The sequence below is a fragment of the Acidiphilium sp. 20-67-58 genome (assembly GCF_002255515.1).
Lineage (GTDB): Bacteria > Pseudomonadota > Alphaproteobacteria > Acetobacterales > Acetobacteraceae > Acidiphilium.
This window is the reverse complement of sequence record NZ_NCAS01000011.1, coordinates 160,274-175,982: the sequence shown is the minus strand read 5'-3', so window position 1 is coordinate 175,982 and position 15,709 is coordinate 160,274. Positions and strand designations below refer to the sequence as shown.

Below are 15,709 nucleotides of genomic sequence, written 5' to 3'. Positions count from 1 at the left end.
CCGCATGTATCGGTGTCCAGCGTTTGCTGAAGCGTTTCATGGAACACCCGGGATGGTCCGGGCGATGTTGAAAAATGCTATATATAACAATTATCTAACCGATAAAAATGAACTGGCACGGCGGTTGCTTAACATCATTCATGCAGAAGCGGGACAGCCCTTCCGCCCCGGATCTGCAGGAGCCGCGGCGCAGTGCGACCCGGCCCGCGCAACCCGAACCACAGGAGTGACCCATGCGGATTTCCCTTGTTCTCGCGAGTGCCTCGGCCCTGGTTCTCAGCCTCGCCGTGGCCCATGCGACGACGCCCAGCAGCTCGCCGCCGACGACCAACAGCCATCCGAGCGCAAGCTCGCAGGGTCCGGGCACCAATGCCAGCGCCGCCGGCCGCTCGTCGGCCTCGTCGTCGAGCACCAGCACGTCGCAATCCTGGACCTCGACGCCGACCACCAACTCCAACAACACGACGAACATGGCCGCGGCCGCAGGCGGCGGGGTCGCGGCGAACAACAACAGCCTCGCGATCAGCGCGTCGCTGTCGAACTTCGCCAACGACTACAAGACGATCTCCAACTACCATCTCGCCACCGCGACCACCAACGGCACGGTCTATGGCGGCCCCGGCGTCTACGCGAGCGGGCCGAACAACATGAACTGGAAGAAGGGGCGCGGCGGCAAGAGCGCGTCAGGCCCGATGGTCTCCATGGGCGCCTCGCTCAACAACGTGGCGAACGGCACCGGCATCGTGACGGCGCAGGTGAATGCGGGCGTGAACGCGCTGCAGCAGAATACCGTCTCGCTGTCATCGGTGGTCTCGGGCAGCAGCAGCACCTCCGTCTTCCACTGATCTGCCGGACGACCACGCAGGCCGGACCGGCAACGGTCCGGAACGAAACCGCCATGGTCCGGCCCGTCCGGGCCATGGCTTTCGGGAGAAAGGGCGATGGACAGGCTTGATGACCGGACGAACGGGATGGCGCGCCGGCGCAGCTTGTGGATCGGGCAAGCGCTGGCCCTGGCGGCGCTGGCCCTGATCGCCGGCGCGGCGCGACCGGCCGTGGCCGGCACAACGGGCCCCAGCGCAGCGGACCGGGCGCTGAGTCGCGCGTTGCAGGGCAGCGAATTGCACGGCCCGGCCCTCGGCCAACTGCGGGGCAGCGGGATCGTGATCCAGGACGCCAATACCAGCGGCGCCGTCAGCGGCGCCAGCGTGGGGCGCGGCAGCGTGACCGGGCCGATCAGCGCCAGCAACGCGGTCAACGGCAATGCCGGGATCACCACGGTCTTCCAGAACAGCGGCAACAACGCGCTGATCCAGAACACGATGACCATCAACGTGACGCTGCACTGAAAGCCGCCGCGCCGCCGCGGACAACCGGGACGGCGCGACCGGCGGAAAGGACGACGATGAGCGGGATATCAAGTCACGAGAGACAGCCTCCGGGCGCAAGCGCATGGCGGCGCGGGCTGCTGGCGCTGTTCGGCCTGGCCTGCATCGCGGGCGGGCCGGCGCGGGCGGGCGGCATCCCGGTCAACGGGCTCAGCCTCGGGGCCGGCAGCGTCCGCGTGCCGGTCGAGAGTTTCCAGGCGATGCGGTTCGCCCAGACGATCCACCAAGCCTATGATTTCTCCTGCGGCTCGGCCGCGCTCGCCACCCTGCTGACCTACAGCTATCACCGCAAGGTGACGGAGAGGCAGGTCTTTCTCAGCATGATCCGGCACGGCAACCGCCAGGCGATCGAGCGATACGGCTTCTCCCTGCTCGACATGAAGACCTATCTGGCGCGGCAGGGCATTCCCTCCGGCGGGTTCGACGCGCCGCTCTCGCGGCTGGCCGGTCTGCATGTGCCGGCGATCGTGCTGATCAACGACCATGGCTATCGGCATTTCGTCGTGCTGCGCAGCATCGTGGCGGGGCGGGTGCTACTGTCGGACCCGGCGGTGGGGTTGCGCTCGGAAAGCGTGGCGCGGTTTCGCCGCCAGTGGAGCGGAGTGTCGTTCCTCGTCATGAGCGAGGCCGCGCGCGCGCAACGCAGCTTCGAGGATCCGCGCCTGTGGCGCGGCAGCCCGCCGGCCCCGACCGACATCGCGCGCTATGCGCTCGGCCTCGCCCGGCTGCAGGAGGTGACGATCCCGATCGCGAACCGGTTCTAGAGCATCATCCGATCAGATGGAATCATCTGATCGGATAAAGATGCTTTATTTATCAACAAGATAAAGCACTACATCCGATCCGGAAGGATCGGAAAGTGCTCTAGAGCCACGCCCGGTCATATGGAGTCCTCCGACCGGACGAAGACAACGGGACAATCAACGAGACAGAGCGCCATCGCCGATCCGGCAGGATCGGCGCGCCGGGCGGATCCTGAAAGGAGCCAGACGATGACACGACCTCCCCTCATCCAGCAGATGCTGCTCGGCGGCGGATTGCTCTGCGTCCTGCTGGCAGGGTATCCGGCGGTGGCGAGCGCCGCCGGGACGCCGGACCTCGCCCGCAGGGTCGGCGCGCAGCTGAGCGATGCCAGGCTCGCCGGGATCCGTGGCGGGTTCGACGTCACACCCCTTCTGACGGTGGATTTCGCCTACCAGCAGGTCACCAGCGTAAACGGCACGGTGATCGCGACCATCGCCGTGCCGCAGATCCAGCTCACCTTCGGCGGGGCAAGCGGGCCGCAACTGGCCAGCGTCATCGCCGGCGCCGCGCCCGCAACCCCATCTGCCCTGCCCCAGCTTCCGCCGGCGGCAGTGACAAGCCCGCCACCGGCCGGACCGCCATTGCTCGCCAGCGTCGCGCAATATGGGGGGGCCAGCATCGCGACGACCCTGACCTCCGGCGGACTGGCGACGGTGATTGCGAACACCGCCAGCAATACGCTGATCCGCAACCAGATTGCGGTGGATGTCGGCACCACCGGCATGCCGGCGCTGCTCTCCACCCAGGCGCACGCGATGATGATTTCACAGGCGATGACCGATGCGAACCGCCCGATGCGTTAGCCTGATCCGCACCGCGGCGCTGCTGGCCGGGCTGGCCGCGGCGCTGTGGCAACCCGGAGCGGCGCACGCGGCCGCACCCACGGCGCCGGACGGGAAATTGGCCAGATTGCGCCTCATCGCCCTGCCGGATGCGGCACTGGCCCGGACCACCGGCGAGGGCTTCGTGGCACCGCCCATCGCGATCCGGCTGCCGGATCGCGGGCGGGTCACGTTATGGGACGAACTCGCGGCACGGCCCGGCGATGTCGGCCTGCCGTCAGGCCAGGTGACGGTGATGGTCAACAGCCGCTAGAGCATCATCCGATCAGATGGAATCATCTGATCGGATAAAGATGCTCTATTCATCAATATGATAGAGCACGTTCCGATCCTGATGGATCGGATGTCGTGCTCAATCTTGTTGATAACTAGATCATCACCTCGACCGGCCTTGCCCGGACCAGCGCGGCCAGGGCCGGATTGTTCTGCGTCATTTCAAGGGATGGTGGCGTCTTGCACACGTCATGCAGGCGGACTCCTTCATCACGCAGTCCCAGTCCCTGGCATCGGGCGGTCAGGCGCGGACGATACCGCATCGCCAATCCATCTTTTTGTTGACGGATCGAAGATCTGTGGTTCCTTCTGGTCATGCGAGAGAGCAACCAGACCATAATTGGCGCACCGATCACCGAGGCAGCTTGGCATTCCGCCAATCGGAACGACACAACCGCCCCCGAGGCTGCCGGCGACGAGGCTCGCGCGCGGGACACGGCCGACCGCAATGACGCCTGGTCGAGCCAATCCTCCACGATTGATGCGGTTCGCCGGACTCGAACCGGCGCGTCAAATCCGCTGTATTTCGCCTACGGCTCAAACCTCGACGCTGCGGACTGGGAACGCTGGTGCCGCGCACGGGAGGTGGACCCCGCCTGCATCAAGCCCGTTGCACCCGCATTCCTGCCGGATTTCCAGCTGGCCTTCGACGTCTCCTCTCCGTCGCGCGGATGCGGCGTGCTGGATGTGATCCCCCGCATGGGCCATTGCGTCGATGGATGTCTGTTCGAGATCTCCGAACACGGGCTCGCCGCGCTGGACCGGAAGGAGGGCGCGCCGAACTTCTATCACCGGCAGGATTGCACTGCGATTCTCGCCGATGGCTCGGCGGTCGCAGCGTTCACCTACGTTGTGTGCAGCCCGCTCCGGGAGGACTTCGTGCCGCCGGATGAGGCCTATGCGAGCGTGTGCCGCCGCGGCCGGCAGATGCTTGGCCTCGATACGTCGGCGTTGGAACGCGCTGCGCAGGGCCACCATCCGCAGACACTTGTCCGCGGCGTTTTCGTCTACGGCACGCTTCTGAGCGGAGAGCGGCGCGCCGCTGCCCTGACGGGCGCGGTTCGTCCGGCCTCGGCAACCGGGATGCTGGTCGATCTCGGGTCATTCCCGGCGCTCATTCCGACGGGCGAGGGCCGGGTCGAAGGCGAATATGTGGTGCCTGAGGATCTCCCCGAAACGCTCAAGGAACTCGACATGATCGAGGGGGCTGACCCCAACTGCGGCACCGACGGGTTCTATCGGCGAACCGTTCTGTGGGTCGAGGTCGACGGCGGCCGGCGGCCAGCCTGGGCCTACGTGCAGAGCGACCGCCAGGCAGGCCATCTGCCTCGAATCCGGTCCGGCTCATGGCGCAATCGATACTGAACGAAGGATAACGGACTGCGTGACGACGCCACTCCCGATCGCGCCCTCTTCTCCTGCGCCGGTCGCGCGGTCGGCGAGGTGATGGAACGGGTCAGACCGGGTCCCAGCAGAACACGTCGCCGCTGAGATCCAGCGGCGTCATCGCGTTGCGCAGGGCGGGGAAGGCATGATCGCGGATCAGTTCCGGCGTCCAGCCGCCCTCGCGCTGCACCGAGCGGGCGGGGCGGCTCTGATCCATCACGAAAATCTCGTTGCGACGGACGGCGAAGACCTGGCCCGTGACATCGCCTGAACCGGCGGAGGCGAGAAAGACCACCAGCGGTGCGTTGCGGTCGGGGTCGATCTGCTGCAGTCGGGAGATCCTGAGCTGTTCCGCCGCCTCGTCCGCGCCGGGGCGGGGGGTGCGGGTCATGCGGGTCCAGGCGCAGGGGGCGACGCAGTTCGAGCGGACATTGTAGCGCCGCATGTCGATCGCGATCGAGCGCGACAGGCCGACAATGCCGAGCTTCGCCGCGGCGTAGTTCGCCTGGGCTTCGCCGCCGATCAGGGCGGAGGCGGCGGTCATGTGCACGTAAACGCCGGATTGCTGGCGGCGAAACTGCGCGGCGGCGGCACGGCTGACAAGGAAACTGCCGTTGAGATGCACGCCGATGACCGAGAGCCAGTCCTCCGGCATCAGCTCGTCAAAGGCGGCGTTGCGCAGGATGCCGGCATTGTTCACCACGATGTCGATCCGCCCGAAGGCGTCGAGCGCGGTCTCGACGATGCGGCAGGCGGAATCCCACCGGCTGACGGTTTCACCACACACCACCGCGCGGCCGCCGCCCGCCTCGATGATCATCCGCGTCTGCTCGGCGGGAACCGGCGAGCCGCCCTCGCCGGTGACTGAAACCCCGATATCCACGATCACCACAGCCGCACCCGCGGCGGCCATGCCGGTCGCGACAGCGCGCCCGATGCCGCTGCCCGCCCCCGTCACGATCGCGACCTTGCCATCGAGCATCGGCGGTCTCTCGCTCATCTCGCGCCACCGACGCTTCGCGGGCCGAGAGACCGGATCATGCCGCCGGTCCCGGTGCCGCGAAGCGGGCTTGACCATGATCGACCACCACAACGTCGCGCCCGGCCACGCGGGCACGAAAAGCGCCGTCGCGCCAGATTTCGGTACGGATCGTCTCACCCGGCAGGACAGGCGCGGTGAAGCGGAGCGACAGCGCGCGGAACCTTGCCTCGTCATAATCGCCCAGAACGCGCAGCAGGGCATGCGCCACCACGCCGAGCGTGCAAAGCCCATGCAGGATCGGCCGCTCGAAGCCGGCGGCGGCGGCCTTCGCGGGATCGGCGTGCAGCGGGTTGTCATCGCCGTTGAGGCGGTAGAACAGGGCCTGTTCCGGCCGGGTCGGCAGGTCGACCACCGCATCCGGCGCGCCGGATGGCAGCGGCGGCGGCGGCGGCGGCGGCACCGGGCCGGGGTCGCCGCCGAAGCCGCCATCGCCGCGCAGGAAAGTGGTGCTGCGGGCAGTGGCATAGAGGGTGCCGGTGACTGCATCGCGAAGCTGCTTCTCGGAAAACAGCAGCGCGCCGCGGCCTTTTCCCTTGTCCACCAGCCGGGTGACCCGGGTTCGCCCGATGACTTCGCCCTCGGGCGGCAGGGGATGATGCTGTTCGAGCGCCTGTTCGCCATGCACGAGGCGAACGGCGTCGACCCCGGTGCGCGGATCGGCCAGCCAGAAACCGGGATGCCCGAGCACGAGGGCCATCCATGGCAAGACACGCGGGCCGCGATGCGGATCGGCATAGGCCAGCTGGCGGGGATCGGTCGGGTCCTGCCCCATGCCGACGGAGAGCGCGTAGAAAGCGGCGTCACCGCCCGTGATGCGCTGGCGAATTTCGGGGATCGGGAAATTCAACAGAATTTCGGGATCGATTGTCACTCATCCTCCTGAAGCCGGCCGCACCCCACCCTGTCCACGCCGGGCCGCCACGGCGGTTCCCGCCTTCGCCACATGCCGCGACCCTTGAGGGATGCGTCCTGACATTCATCTATTGTAAATCACTTCGCGTTAGATCGGCGGGATAGCATTCGGGGTCAGGAATGACAATCGGAATGGCGAATGATCAATACCGAACGTGAAGTGCGGGATGTGGGCGCCGTGGTTCATGCCGTCCGCATTCTGCGATACCTGGCAGCATCGGCCACGCCCCACGGCGTTGCGACGATTGCCCGGGAGACCACGATCAGCCCCAGCAGCTGCTTCGCGATCCTGCGAACCCTGACGCGGTTGCGGTTTGTCGCGTTCGACACCACTGCCAAAACCTATGCGCTCGGCCTCGGAGTTGCGGAAATCGCGGCCAGTTTCGCCGGGTTCGGGCTCGCGGAGGCCATCCACCCGGATCTCGATCGGCTGGCGCGGAAACATGGCGTGCCGCTCGTGCTCTGGCGGGTGACCGGGGATGGGCATCTCGTGGCGGCCGACCGCGCGCATGGCGGCGCCGTGGTGCGGGTGGACGTCCCTCCCGGGCTGCGACTGCCGGCGCTGCTCGGGGCTGCGGGGCGCTGCGTCGCGGCGGCGCTCGACCTGGAGCCGGACGAGCTGGCGCGGCGCTTTGCCGGGCTCCGCTGGCAGTCACCGCCGTACTTCGCGCAATATTGCCGCGAGGTGGCCCTGGCCCGTTCACGCGGCTGGGCGATCGATGCCGGTAACGCCTATGCCGGCCTGCATGTCGTAGGCGCCGCCATCGTCGATCGCGCGGGGCGGCCGCGTCTTGCCATGAGCGGCATCGCGATCGCGGGCCAGCATGAGCCGGCGGCGCTGGAACGGCTCGGCGACGAGTTGGGCAGGGTCGCGGCAACGATCGGGGCTGCGCTGGTTCCAGCGGCCGGCTTGCCTGTGGCATCCGCAGGCGAAACCGGCTAGCTCGGCAGCACCTCTCTCTTGCCGGTGCCGCCCGTGATCTCTCCCCCGTTCGAAAGCCCCGCCCCGATGCCGGAACCCCGCGCATGAACCCGGTCGGAATCGTGCATCCGCTCGTTGCCGGGCTCGACATGACCGGCACGCTGGTCTTCGCGATGAGCGGTGCGGCGCGCGGCGTGCAGGAACGGATGGACCTGTTCGGCGTGATGGTGCTCGCCTATGTCACCGCGGTCTCCGGCGGCATCCTGCGCGACGTGATGATCGGCGCGGTGCCGCCGGAATCGGTCGCGAGCTGGCACAACCTCGCCATCGCGCTGGCGGGCGGGTTGTTCGTCTTCAGCTTTTTCCGGGTCTTCGCACGCCTGTCTCATCCGGTGATGTTTTTCGACGCGATCGGGCTTGGCATGTTCGCGGTGGCGGGAACCAGGAAGGCACTGGACCATGGGATCAACTGGCCGATGGCGGCGATCCTCGGCATGGTCAGCGCGATCGGCGGCGGCATGGTGCGCGACATCCTGACCATGCGGGTGCCCACGGTGCTGCTCGCCGACATCTATGCCGTGGCCGCCCTAGCCGGGGCGCTGGCGGTGGTCTCCGGCGCCTATCTCCACATCGCCCAGCCGGTTGCCGCCTGGAGCGGCGTCGGGCTCTGCGTCTTCCTGCGGATGATGGCGATCTATCGCGGCTGGCGCCTGCCCTCGGCGCGATAACCCGTCAGGGCGGCACGGCGGTCATCCGATACGCCCGGAAGGGCACGTCATCAGGCGTCGTCGTGCAGGCCATAGAAGGCGAACTGGGCAATCGCCGCATCGATCTCGGCGGCGCTGAGGATATGCGGATTGCCGAGCAGCAGCGCGTGATAATATTGCCGGGCGATGGTTTCGAGCTCGACCGCGCGCCACATCGCCCGGTCGAGGGTTTCGCCCAGCACGATCATGCCGTGATTGGCGAGCAGGCAGCCCATCCGCCCGTCCAGCGCGGTCAGCGCATGCGCCGAAAGCGCCTTCGTGCCGAAGGTGGCATAGGGCGCGCACCGCACATCGGCACCGCCGAAGGCCGCAATCATGTAATGGCAGGCCTCGATATTGCGCCGGGCGATGGCCAGCGTGGTGGCGAAGGTGGCATGGGTATGAACGATGGCGTTCACCTCGGGCCGGGCGCGCATGATGTCGAGATGAAAGCGCCATTCGGTCGAGGGTTTCCGCGTGCCCTGCCAGGCGCCGTATTCACCCGCGACGGGCATGGCGGCGACCATGTCCGGCTCGATCAGGTGATAGGGCGTCGCGGAGGGCGAGATCAGCATGGTATCGCCATGACGGACGCTGATATTGCCGGCATTGCCCTGGTTGATGCCGAGCGCGTTCATCTGCTGGCAGGCGGCGATCAGGGCAAGGCGGCTATCCAGCTCGCTCCCGTCCGGCGCGCCCATCAGCCGGCGCGCGCCGAAGGGCGATGATTGCGCCAGAGCTTGCGCGCATACCAGGCGATGAAGACGACGATCGCCAGCGCGGTAAGCGCGGTGAAGCCGTGCATGAAGGATTGCAGCCGGGGCGAACTGTCCCAGGCGCGGCCGAGCCGGAGCCCGGCATAGGCGAGGCCGAGGCACCAGGGCAGCGAGCCGATGAAGGTATAGAGCTGGAAGCGCCAGAAATTCATCCGCGCGATGCCGGCCGGCAGGGCGATGTAGGTGCGCACGATCGGTAGCATCCGGCTGACCAGCACGGTCACCGCGCCGTATCGCGCGAAAAACCGCTCGACCAGCGCGAGTTCGCCGGCATCGAGCAGGATGTAGCGCCCCCAGCGCTGCACCAGCGGCCGCCCGCCGGCATAGCCCACCGCCCAGGCGAGGGTGGAGCCGAGATTGCAGCCGATCGCGCCGGCCAGCGCCACCGGCCACAGTTCGAACCGGCCGGTCGAGACCAGATAGCCGGAGAATGGCAGGATGATCTCGGAGGGCAGCGGAATGCAGGCGGATTCGAGCGCCATCAGCCCCGCGACCCCGGCATAGCCGAGGGCAGAGATGACCGCGGTGATGAGATGCGCGAGAGCGGCGATCAATCGGCCAGCCCGGCGAACAGGGCGGTGGAGAGATAGCGCTCGCCATAGGAGGGAATGATGACGACGATCATCTTGCCGGCACTTTCGGGCCGCCGCGCCACCTCGACCGCGGCATGCAGCGCCGCCCCCGAGGAAATGCCGACGAGCAAGCCCTCCTCGCGCGCCGCCCGGCGGGCCATCTCCAGCGCCTGGTCGTTGGTCACGCGGACCACCTCGTCGTAAACCCCGGTGTCCAGAATGTCGGGCACGAAACCGGCGCCGATCCCCTGGATCATGTGCGGACCCTTCTCGCCGCCGGAGAGCACCGGCGAGGTATCCGGCTCGACCGCGACGCAGCGGAACGACGGCTTGCGCGCCTTCAGCGCCTGCCCGGTGCCGGTGATGGTGCCGCCGGTGCCGACGCCGGCAACCAGGATATCCGCCGCGCCATCGGTGTCGCGCCAGATTTCCTCGGCCGTGGTGCGGCGGTGGATCTCGGGGTTGGCCGGGTTCTCGAACTGTTGGGGAATGAAGTGATTGGGCCCGGAAGCGGCGATTTCGCGCGCCTTCGCGATCGCCCCGCCCATCCCCTCGGCGCCCGGCGTCAGCACCACCTCGGCACCGTAGCCACGCAGCACCGCGCGGCGCTCCTTGCTCATCGTATCGGGCATGGTGAGGATGCAGCGATAGCCCTTGGCCGCGCAAACCATGGCCAGGGCGATGCCGGTATTGCCCGAGGTCGGCTCGACGATCACGCTGTCCGGGGTCAGCTTGCCGGCGCGCTCGGCCGCCTCGATCATGGCGACGCCGATGCGGTCCTTCACCGAATTGGCGGGATTGAAGAATTCGAGCTTGGCGAGAACCGTGCCGGGCAGGCCGGCGGCAAGGCGGTTGATCCGGACCAGCGGGGTATTGCCGACCAGTTCGGTGGCGTCCTTGGCGATTTTCATGCTTTGCCTCCCTCGAAACGAAAGATCCCCGGCCGCAGCAGCGGGCCGGGGATCCTTGTAGTGAAGAAGCGCGCGACGCGAAAGCCGGTCGCGCCCTCGATCAGTTGCGGGTCTTGTCGACCAGCGCGCCCTTCTTGATCCAGGGCATCATGGCGCGCAGCTTCTCGCCGACCTCCTCGATCGGGTGCGCGGCATTGGCGCGGCGCATCGCCTTGAAGTTGGTCTGGTTCACCTTGTTCTCGAGCATCCAGTCGCGGGTGAAACGGCCCTTCTGGATATCGTCCAGCACGCGCTTCATCTCGGCCTTCGTCTCCGGCGTGATCATCCGCGGGCCGGTGACGTATTCGCCGTATTCGGCGGTGTTCGAGATCGAGTAGTTCATGTTGGCGATGCCGCCCTCATAGATGAGGTCGACGATCAGCTTCACCTCGTGGAGGCACTCGAAATAGGCCATTTCCGGCGCGTAGCCGGCCTCGACCAGCGTTTCGAACCCGGCCTTGATCAGCTCGACGAGGCCGCCGCACAGCACGGCCTGCTCGCCGAACAGGTCGGTCTCGCACTCTTCCTTGAAGGTGGTCTCGATGATGCCGGCACGGCCGCCGCCAACCGCCGAGGCGTAGGACAGCGCGATGTCGAGCGCATTGCCGGAGGGGTTCTGCGCCACCGCGACAAGGCAGGGCACGCCGCCGCCGCGCTGGTATTCGCTGCGCACCGTGTGGCCGGGGCCCTTCGGCGCGATCATGAACACGTCGATATCGGGGCGCGGCTCGATCAGGTTGAAGTGGATATTGAGGCCGTGGGCGAAGGCAATCGCCGCACCCGGGCGCAGATTCGCGGCCAGGCTGTCGCGGTAGAGGTCGCCCTGGCCTTCATCCGGCGTCAGGATCATCACCACGTCGGCCCAGGCGGCTGCCTCTTCCGGGGTCATCACCCGAAGGCCGGCGGCCTCGGCCTTGGCCACCGCGGCGGAGCCCTTGCGGAGTGCTACGACAAGCTCCTTCACCCCGGATTCCTTGAGGTTCAGGGCATGGGCATGGCCCTGGCTGCCGTAGCCGACCACGGCGACCTTCTTCGCCTTGATCAGGTTCACATCGGCATCACTGTCGTAATATACGCGCATCTCAAGCCTCCCTCGGGCGCTGGGTAACCGGTCCGGCGGATCGAATGAGGGAAAACACGCCGCTTGGCAACCACCCCGGCGCAACATGGCAGGCGTGACACCGGCTTGCGGCGCAATTTTCAGCCTCGCGCGCCGGCCCCGCCAGCATTTATCCGGCGCCCCCGGAGCCCCGGAGCCCCTTGGAGCATCTTTATCCCCGATCAGATGATCCCCCCATCCGATCGGGTGATGCTCTAGCCGACGAGATGGGCGATGTCGTGCCAGGTCACGAAAACGATCAGGCAGACCAGCAGCGCCGCGCCGAATTGCAGCGCGATTTCCTGCACCCGCCGCGGCAGGGCCCGCCCGGCGGCGGCTTCGGCCGCGTAGAACAGCAGGTGGCCACCATCGAGCACCGGGATCGGCACGAGGTTGATGAGGCCGAGATTGACCGAGAGCAGCGCCATGAAACTCAGGAGATCGGTCAGGCCATGCGCCACCGCCTGGCCGGAGATCTGCGCGATCCTGACCGGGCCGCCGAGCTGGTTGAGCCCCTTCTGATGATCGACCAGCTGCCAGAGCCCGTGCAGCGTCGTCATACTCGCCTGCCAGGTCACCGCCACCCCGCGGAGCAGCGCCCGCGGCGGCGAAAGACGGCGCATCCGCACATCGGCCCCCTCGATGCCGAGCCGGCCGATCTGCCGCCCGCCGGCTGTCACGCTGCCGAGCGAGAGATCGAGGCTGCGGGTCTGGCCGCCGCGCTCGTAGCTCAGCGCGATCCTGCCGCCGGGATGGGCGGCGACCACGGCGCTCAGCTGGTCGAACGTCGAAATCGGCGCGCCGTTCATGCTCACGATCCGGTCGCCCTTCACCAGCCCCGCCGCCTGCGCGGGCGAGCCGGCCAGCACCTTGCTGACCACGGGCAGCACCGTCGGCACGCCGGAGGTGGCGAAGATCGCGCTGAACAGGACGATCGCGAGCAGGAAATTCGCCACCGGGCCCGCCGCCACCACCGCCGCCCGCGCCGCCAGCGGCTTGGCGCCGAAACTTCCCGGATCGACGGAAGCGCCGGATTCGGCGCCGAACTCCGCCCAGCCGCGCATCCGCACATAGCCGCCGAGCGGAATGGCGGAAAGCTTCCAGATCGTGCCGTGGCGATCGATGCGGGAGACGAGGGTCGGGCCGAAGCCGAGCGAGAACACCTCGACCGTCACGCCCCGCCAGCGGGCGACGAGGTAATGACCGAGTTCATGCACGGTCACCAGAACGCCGAGAACGACGATGAAGCCGAGAACGGAACGGAGAAGATCGGTCATGGCGCCTTCGTGTCTGCTGCCGCGGAACGCACTTTGCGATATGGGATTTCGCCGGCGCCGCGACAGGGGGTCACGCCGCCCGGGTTCCCGACTTTGTCCGCAGCTCCGCGTCCGCCACGGCGCGGGCCTCGGCATCGAGGGCGAGCACCGCGGCGAGATCGCCGATCGGCGGTGCGCCGAGGCGCTGCATGGTCCGTTCGACGACGGCGGCGATGTCGAGAAAGCCGATGCGCCGGCGCAGGAACGCCTCGACGGCGATTTCATTGGCGGCGTTGAGCACGGTCGAGGCGCCCTGCCCGGCTTCGAGCGCCTCGCGCGCGAGGCGAAGGGCGGGAAACCGCACCGGATCCGGTGCCAGGAAATCGAGCCGGGCGGCTGCGGCAAGGTCGAGCCGGGGCGAGGCGGTGGCGAGCCGCGCCGGCCAGGCCAGCGCGTGGGCAATCGGGATCCGCATGTCCGGCGCCCCCATCTGGGCGAGAACCGAGCCATCACGGTAGCACACCATGCCATGGACGATCGACTGCGGATGCACCAGCACCTCGATCTCGTGCGGCGCGAGGGCGAAAATCCGCGCCGCCTCGATCACTTCCAGCCCCTTGTTGAACAGGGTGGCGGAATCGATCGAGATTTTCGCCCCCATCGACCAGACCGGATGCTTCAGCGCGCTCTCCGGCGTGGCCTCGGCCATCTCCGCGAGGCTCGCCTCGCGGAACGGCCCGCCGGACGCGGTGAGGATGATCTTTTCCAGGGCATCGCGGTTGCCATCGGCCAGCGACTGGAAAATGGCGTTATGCTCGGAATCGACCGGCAGCAGCGTCGCGCCGGCGGCCGCGATCGCGGCGAGGAACACGTCGCCGGCGGATACCAGCGCCTCCTTGTTGGCCAGGGCGATGGCGCCGCCGTTGCGGGTGGCGGCAAGAGTGGGTTCGAGGCCGGCGGTGCCGGTGATCGCGGCCATCGTCCAGTCCGCCGGCTCGGCGGCGGCGGCGATCACGGCGGCGCGCCCGGCCTCGGCACGGATGCCGCTGCCGGCCAGCGCATCGCGCAGGGCGGGAAAGGCGCTCTCGTCGGCAATCACGGCGATCTCGGCGCGCAGCGCGCGGGCCTGAGCCGCGAGCAGGGCGGCGTTTCGCCCGGCGATCAGCGCGCGGACCCGGTATTTGGCCGGATCGGCCTGTAGCAGGTCGATGGTCTGGGTGCCGACGCTGCCGGTCGAGCCGAGAATGGTGACGGTCTTCACTGCCATGGCAATCCCCCTCCCTGGGCGAGCAATGCGAGCGCGGCCGCCACCGGTGCGGCGGCGAGAACGCCGTCGAGCCGGTCGAACAGGCCGCCATGGCCGGGAATCGTCCGGCCGGAATCCTTGACGCCGATACGGCGCTTGAGCGCGCTTTCCGCGAGATCGCCGGCCTGGGAGACGATGCTGAGCACCGCCGCCGGCAGGATGGAAGCCGGCGTGCGGGCAACCAGCAACCCGGCCAGCACGCCGACGGCAAGCCCGCCAATCGCGCCGCTCACGGTCTTGCCCGGCGAGATCGCCGGGGCGAGCCTGGGCCCGCCGAGGAGGCGACCCGCGGCATAGGCGCCGATATCGGTCATCCACACCACGACGAGCAGGAACAGCACGGCGGCAAGGCCGTGCGGGCGGTCGCGCAGCCAGAGCAGTGCGGCGGCGGGCACCGCGGCATAGACGACGCCCGCAAGCAGGAAGCGCGGCCGTGCCGCCGGCACGATGTGGCGGCCAAGCCCGATCCACTCGCGCATCAGCCCGGCGAACAGCAGCACCAGCAACGCCGCCCAGACCAGCCCGCCCCAGCTGAGCGCGCCGAGCGCCACCGGCACCAGCACCGCGGCAGAGGCCGCGCGAAGGCCGAGATCGTGGAAGCGTCCGGGCGTGCCGCCGGGCGAGGGCATCGGCGAGATCGCGCTCATCCGTCCGCGCCAGCCGCGGACGGGGATGCGGACGGGGACGCGGACGGGGATGCGGGATCGGGACGGGCGCCGAAGCGGCGCTCGCGCCTTGCATATTCCGCGATCGCCTGGCCGAGATTGGCCGCGCCGAAATCGGGCCACAGCGCCTCGTCGAACACGAATTCCGCGTAGGCGGCCTGCCAGAGCAGGAAATTGGAGAGGCGCTGCTCGCCGCTGGTGCGGATCACGAGATCGGGGTCGGGCATGCCGGCGGTGGCGAGATGGGTGGCGAAGAGGGTCTCGTCGATCGCCGCCGGGTCGAGCGCGCCGGCCGCGACCGCCGCGGCGATGCGGCGCGCGGCGCCGGCGATTTCGGCGCGGGCGCCATAGGACAGGGCGATGACGAGGTTGAGCTTGCGGTTGGCTTCGGTGCGTGCCTCGGCCTCCGCAAGTTCGGCCTGCAGCGATGGCCCGAAGCGGTCGCGCTCGCCGATGACGTGAAGGCGAACGCCGGCCTCGCCGAGTTCGCGCAGCTCAGAGCGCAGATAGTGCCGGAGCAGGAAGGTGAGATCCGTGACCTCCTCGATCGGGCGCCGCCAGTTTTCCGAGGAAAAGGCGAAGAGGGTCAGCCATTCGACGCCGTGGCCGATCGCCGCCTCGATGGTACGGCGGACCGCCAGCACACCCTCGCGATGCCCTGCCGCGCGCGGCAGGCCGCGCCGCGCCGCCCAGCGCCCGTTGCCATCCATGATGATGGCGATGTGGCGCGGCACCGGGGCTGGCCGCGCGCCCTGGGAGGGGGAGGACAT

Annotated in this window: 19 protein-coding genes and 1 pseudogene; 9 read left to right on the top strand and 11 right to left on the bottom strand. The window is 68.3% G+C overall.

Annotated features, from left to right (window positions below; genetic code table 11):
- Nucleotides 1-233: 233 nt before the first annotated feature.
- The 5 genes from B7Z76_RS06475 (at nt 234) to B7Z76_RS06455 (ending at nt 3,287) form a co-directional block, all read left to right on the top strand.
- Nucleotides 234-845 carry a hypothetical protein gene (locus B7Z76_RS06475; RefSeq protein WP_174503650.1) on the top strand — a complete coding sequence of 204 codons (612 nt, stop codon included), beginning with the start codon at nt 234-236 and terminating at the stop codon, nt 843-845.
- Nucleotides 846-941: 96 nt separating this feature from the next.
- Nucleotides 942-1,349: a hypothetical protein gene (locus B7Z76_RS06470; protein ID WP_174503649.1), complete on the top strand. Its 408-nt coding sequence runs from the start codon at nt 942-944 to the stop codon at nt 1,347-1,349.
- A 56-nt stretch (nt 1,350-1,405) separates the two neighbouring features.
- On the top strand, nt 1,406-2,152 hold the full coding sequence (locus B7Z76_RS06465) for a C39 family peptidase (protein WP_291342848.1): 747 nt from the start codon (nt 1,406-1,408) through the stop codon (nt 2,150-2,152).
- 228 nt (nt 2,153-2,380) lie between these two features.
- A complete protein-coding gene (locus B7Z76_RS06460) occupies nt 2,381-2,995 on the top strand; it encodes a hypothetical protein (protein ID WP_174503647.1) in 615 nt (204 codons plus the stop codon).
- Complete coding sequence (locus B7Z76_RS06455) at nt 2,973-3,287, top strand: hypothetical protein (RefSeq protein WP_174503646.1); 315 nt, start codon at nt 2,973-2,975, stop codon at nt 3,285-3,287. Before B7Z76_RS06460 ends, B7Z76_RS06455 begins: the two co-directional genes overlap by 23 nt.
- A gap of 115 nt (nt 3,288-3,402) precedes the next feature.
- On the opposite strand, the gene B7Z76_RS06450 is transcribed toward B7Z76_RS06455, so the two are convergent.
- Entirely contained in the window at nt 3,403-3,624 is a 222-nt protein-coding gene (locus tag B7Z76_RS06450) for a hypothetical protein (protein WP_291342846.1), read from the bottom strand.
- 265 nt (nt 3,625-3,889) lie between these two features.
- Between B7Z76_RS06450 and B7Z76_RS16400 the strand changes: the two are divergent.
- Nucleotides 3,890-4,108 (top strand): annotated as a pseudogene (locus B7Z76_RS16400) (gamma-glutamylcyclotransferase family protein); the annotation flags it as partial.
- A 126-nt stretch (nt 4,109-4,234) separates the two neighbouring features.
- Entirely contained in the window at nt 4,235-4,672 is a 438-nt protein-coding gene (locus B7Z76_RS16395) for a gamma-glutamylcyclotransferase (protein WP_408736369.1), read from the top strand.
- 91 nt (nt 4,673-4,763) lie between these two features.
- Here B7Z76_RS16395 and B7Z76_RS06440 read toward each other — a convergent pair whose 3' ends face one another.
- Entirely contained in the window at nt 4,764-5,693 is a 930-nt protein-coding gene (locus B7Z76_RS06440) for an SDR family oxidoreductase (protein ID WP_291342842.1), read from the bottom strand.
- Nucleotides 5,694-5,730: 37 nt separating this feature from the next.
- Nucleotides 5,731-6,606: a MaoC family dehydratase gene (locus tag B7Z76_RS06435; protein ID WP_291342840.1), complete on the bottom strand. Its 876-nt coding sequence runs from the start codon at nt 6,604-6,606 to the stop codon at nt 5,731-5,733.
- Between the two features lie 180 nt (nt 6,607-6,786).
- Here B7Z76_RS06435 and B7Z76_RS06430 point away from each other — a divergent pair, with 180 nt between their 5' ends.
- Together B7Z76_RS06430 and B7Z76_RS06425 are read left to right on the top strand one after the other, a co-directional pair.
- Nucleotides 6,787-7,590: an IclR family transcriptional regulator gene (locus B7Z76_RS06430; protein ID WP_291342838.1), complete on the top strand. Its 804-nt coding sequence runs from the start codon at nt 6,787-6,789 to the stop codon at nt 7,588-7,590.
- An 83-nt stretch (nt 7,591-7,673) separates the two neighbouring features.
- A complete protein-coding gene (locus B7Z76_RS06425) occupies nt 7,674-8,297 on the top strand; it encodes a trimeric intracellular cation channel family protein (protein ID WP_174503640.1) in 624 nt (207 codons plus the stop codon).
- A gap of 50 nt (nt 8,298-8,347) precedes the next feature.
- Here the strand turns inward: B7Z76_RS06425 and B7Z76_RS06420 are convergent, their stop codons facing one another.
- The 8 genes from B7Z76_RS06420 to uppS form a co-directional block, all read right to left on the bottom strand.
- On the bottom strand, nt 8,348-9,016 hold the full coding sequence (locus B7Z76_RS06420) for a class II aldolase/adducin family protein (protein ID WP_291342836.1): 669 nt from the start codon (nt 9,014-9,016) through the stop codon (nt 8,348-8,350).
- On the bottom strand, nt 9,016-9,645 hold the full coding sequence (locus B7Z76_RS06415) for a DedA family protein (protein WP_291342834.1): 630 nt from the start codon (nt 9,643-9,645) through the stop codon (nt 9,016-9,018). Before B7Z76_RS06415 ends, B7Z76_RS06420 begins: the two co-directional genes overlap by 1 nt.
- A complete protein-coding gene (gene cysK, locus B7Z76_RS06410) occupies nt 9,642-10,574 on the bottom strand; it encodes a cysteine synthase A (RefSeq protein WP_174503637.1) in 933 nt (310 codons plus the stop codon). The genes B7Z76_RS06415 and cysK overlap by 4 nt, the downstream gene beginning before the upstream one ends.
- 100 nt (nt 10,575-10,674) lie before the next feature.
- Nucleotides 10,675-11,694 carry a ketol-acid reductoisomerase gene (gene ilvC, locus B7Z76_RS06405; RefSeq protein WP_174503636.1) on the bottom strand — a complete coding sequence of 340 codons (1,020 nt, stop codon included), beginning with the start codon at nt 11,692-11,694 and terminating at the stop codon, nt 10,675-10,677.
- 233 nt (nt 11,695-11,927) lie between these two features.
- A complete protein-coding gene (gene rseP, locus B7Z76_RS06400; RefSeq protein ID WP_291342831.1) occupies nt 11,928-12,989 on the bottom strand; it encodes an RIP metalloprotease RseP in 1,062 nt (353 codons plus the stop codon).
- Nucleotides 12,990-13,059: 70 nt separating this feature from the next.
- Nucleotides 13,060-14,235, bottom strand: a complete 1,176-nt coding sequence (gene dxr / locus B7Z76_RS06395; protein ID WP_291342829.1) for a 1-deoxy-D-xylulose-5-phosphate reductoisomerase — start codon at nt 14,233-14,235, stop codon at nt 13,060-13,062.
- A complete protein-coding gene (locus B7Z76_RS06390; protein WP_291342827.1) occupies nt 14,226-14,921 on the bottom strand; it encodes a phosphatidate cytidylyltransferase in 696 nt (231 codons plus the stop codon). Before B7Z76_RS06390 ends, dxr begins: the two co-directional genes overlap by 10 nt.
- The gene (uppS, locus tag B7Z76_RS06385) at nt 14,918-15,709 is read right to left on the bottom strand and encodes a polyprenyl diphosphate synthase (protein WP_174503632.1); all 792 of its coding nucleotides are present in this window, start codon (nt 15,707-15,709) and stop codon (nt 14,918-14,920) included. The genes B7Z76_RS06390 and uppS overlap by 4 nt, the downstream gene beginning before the upstream one ends.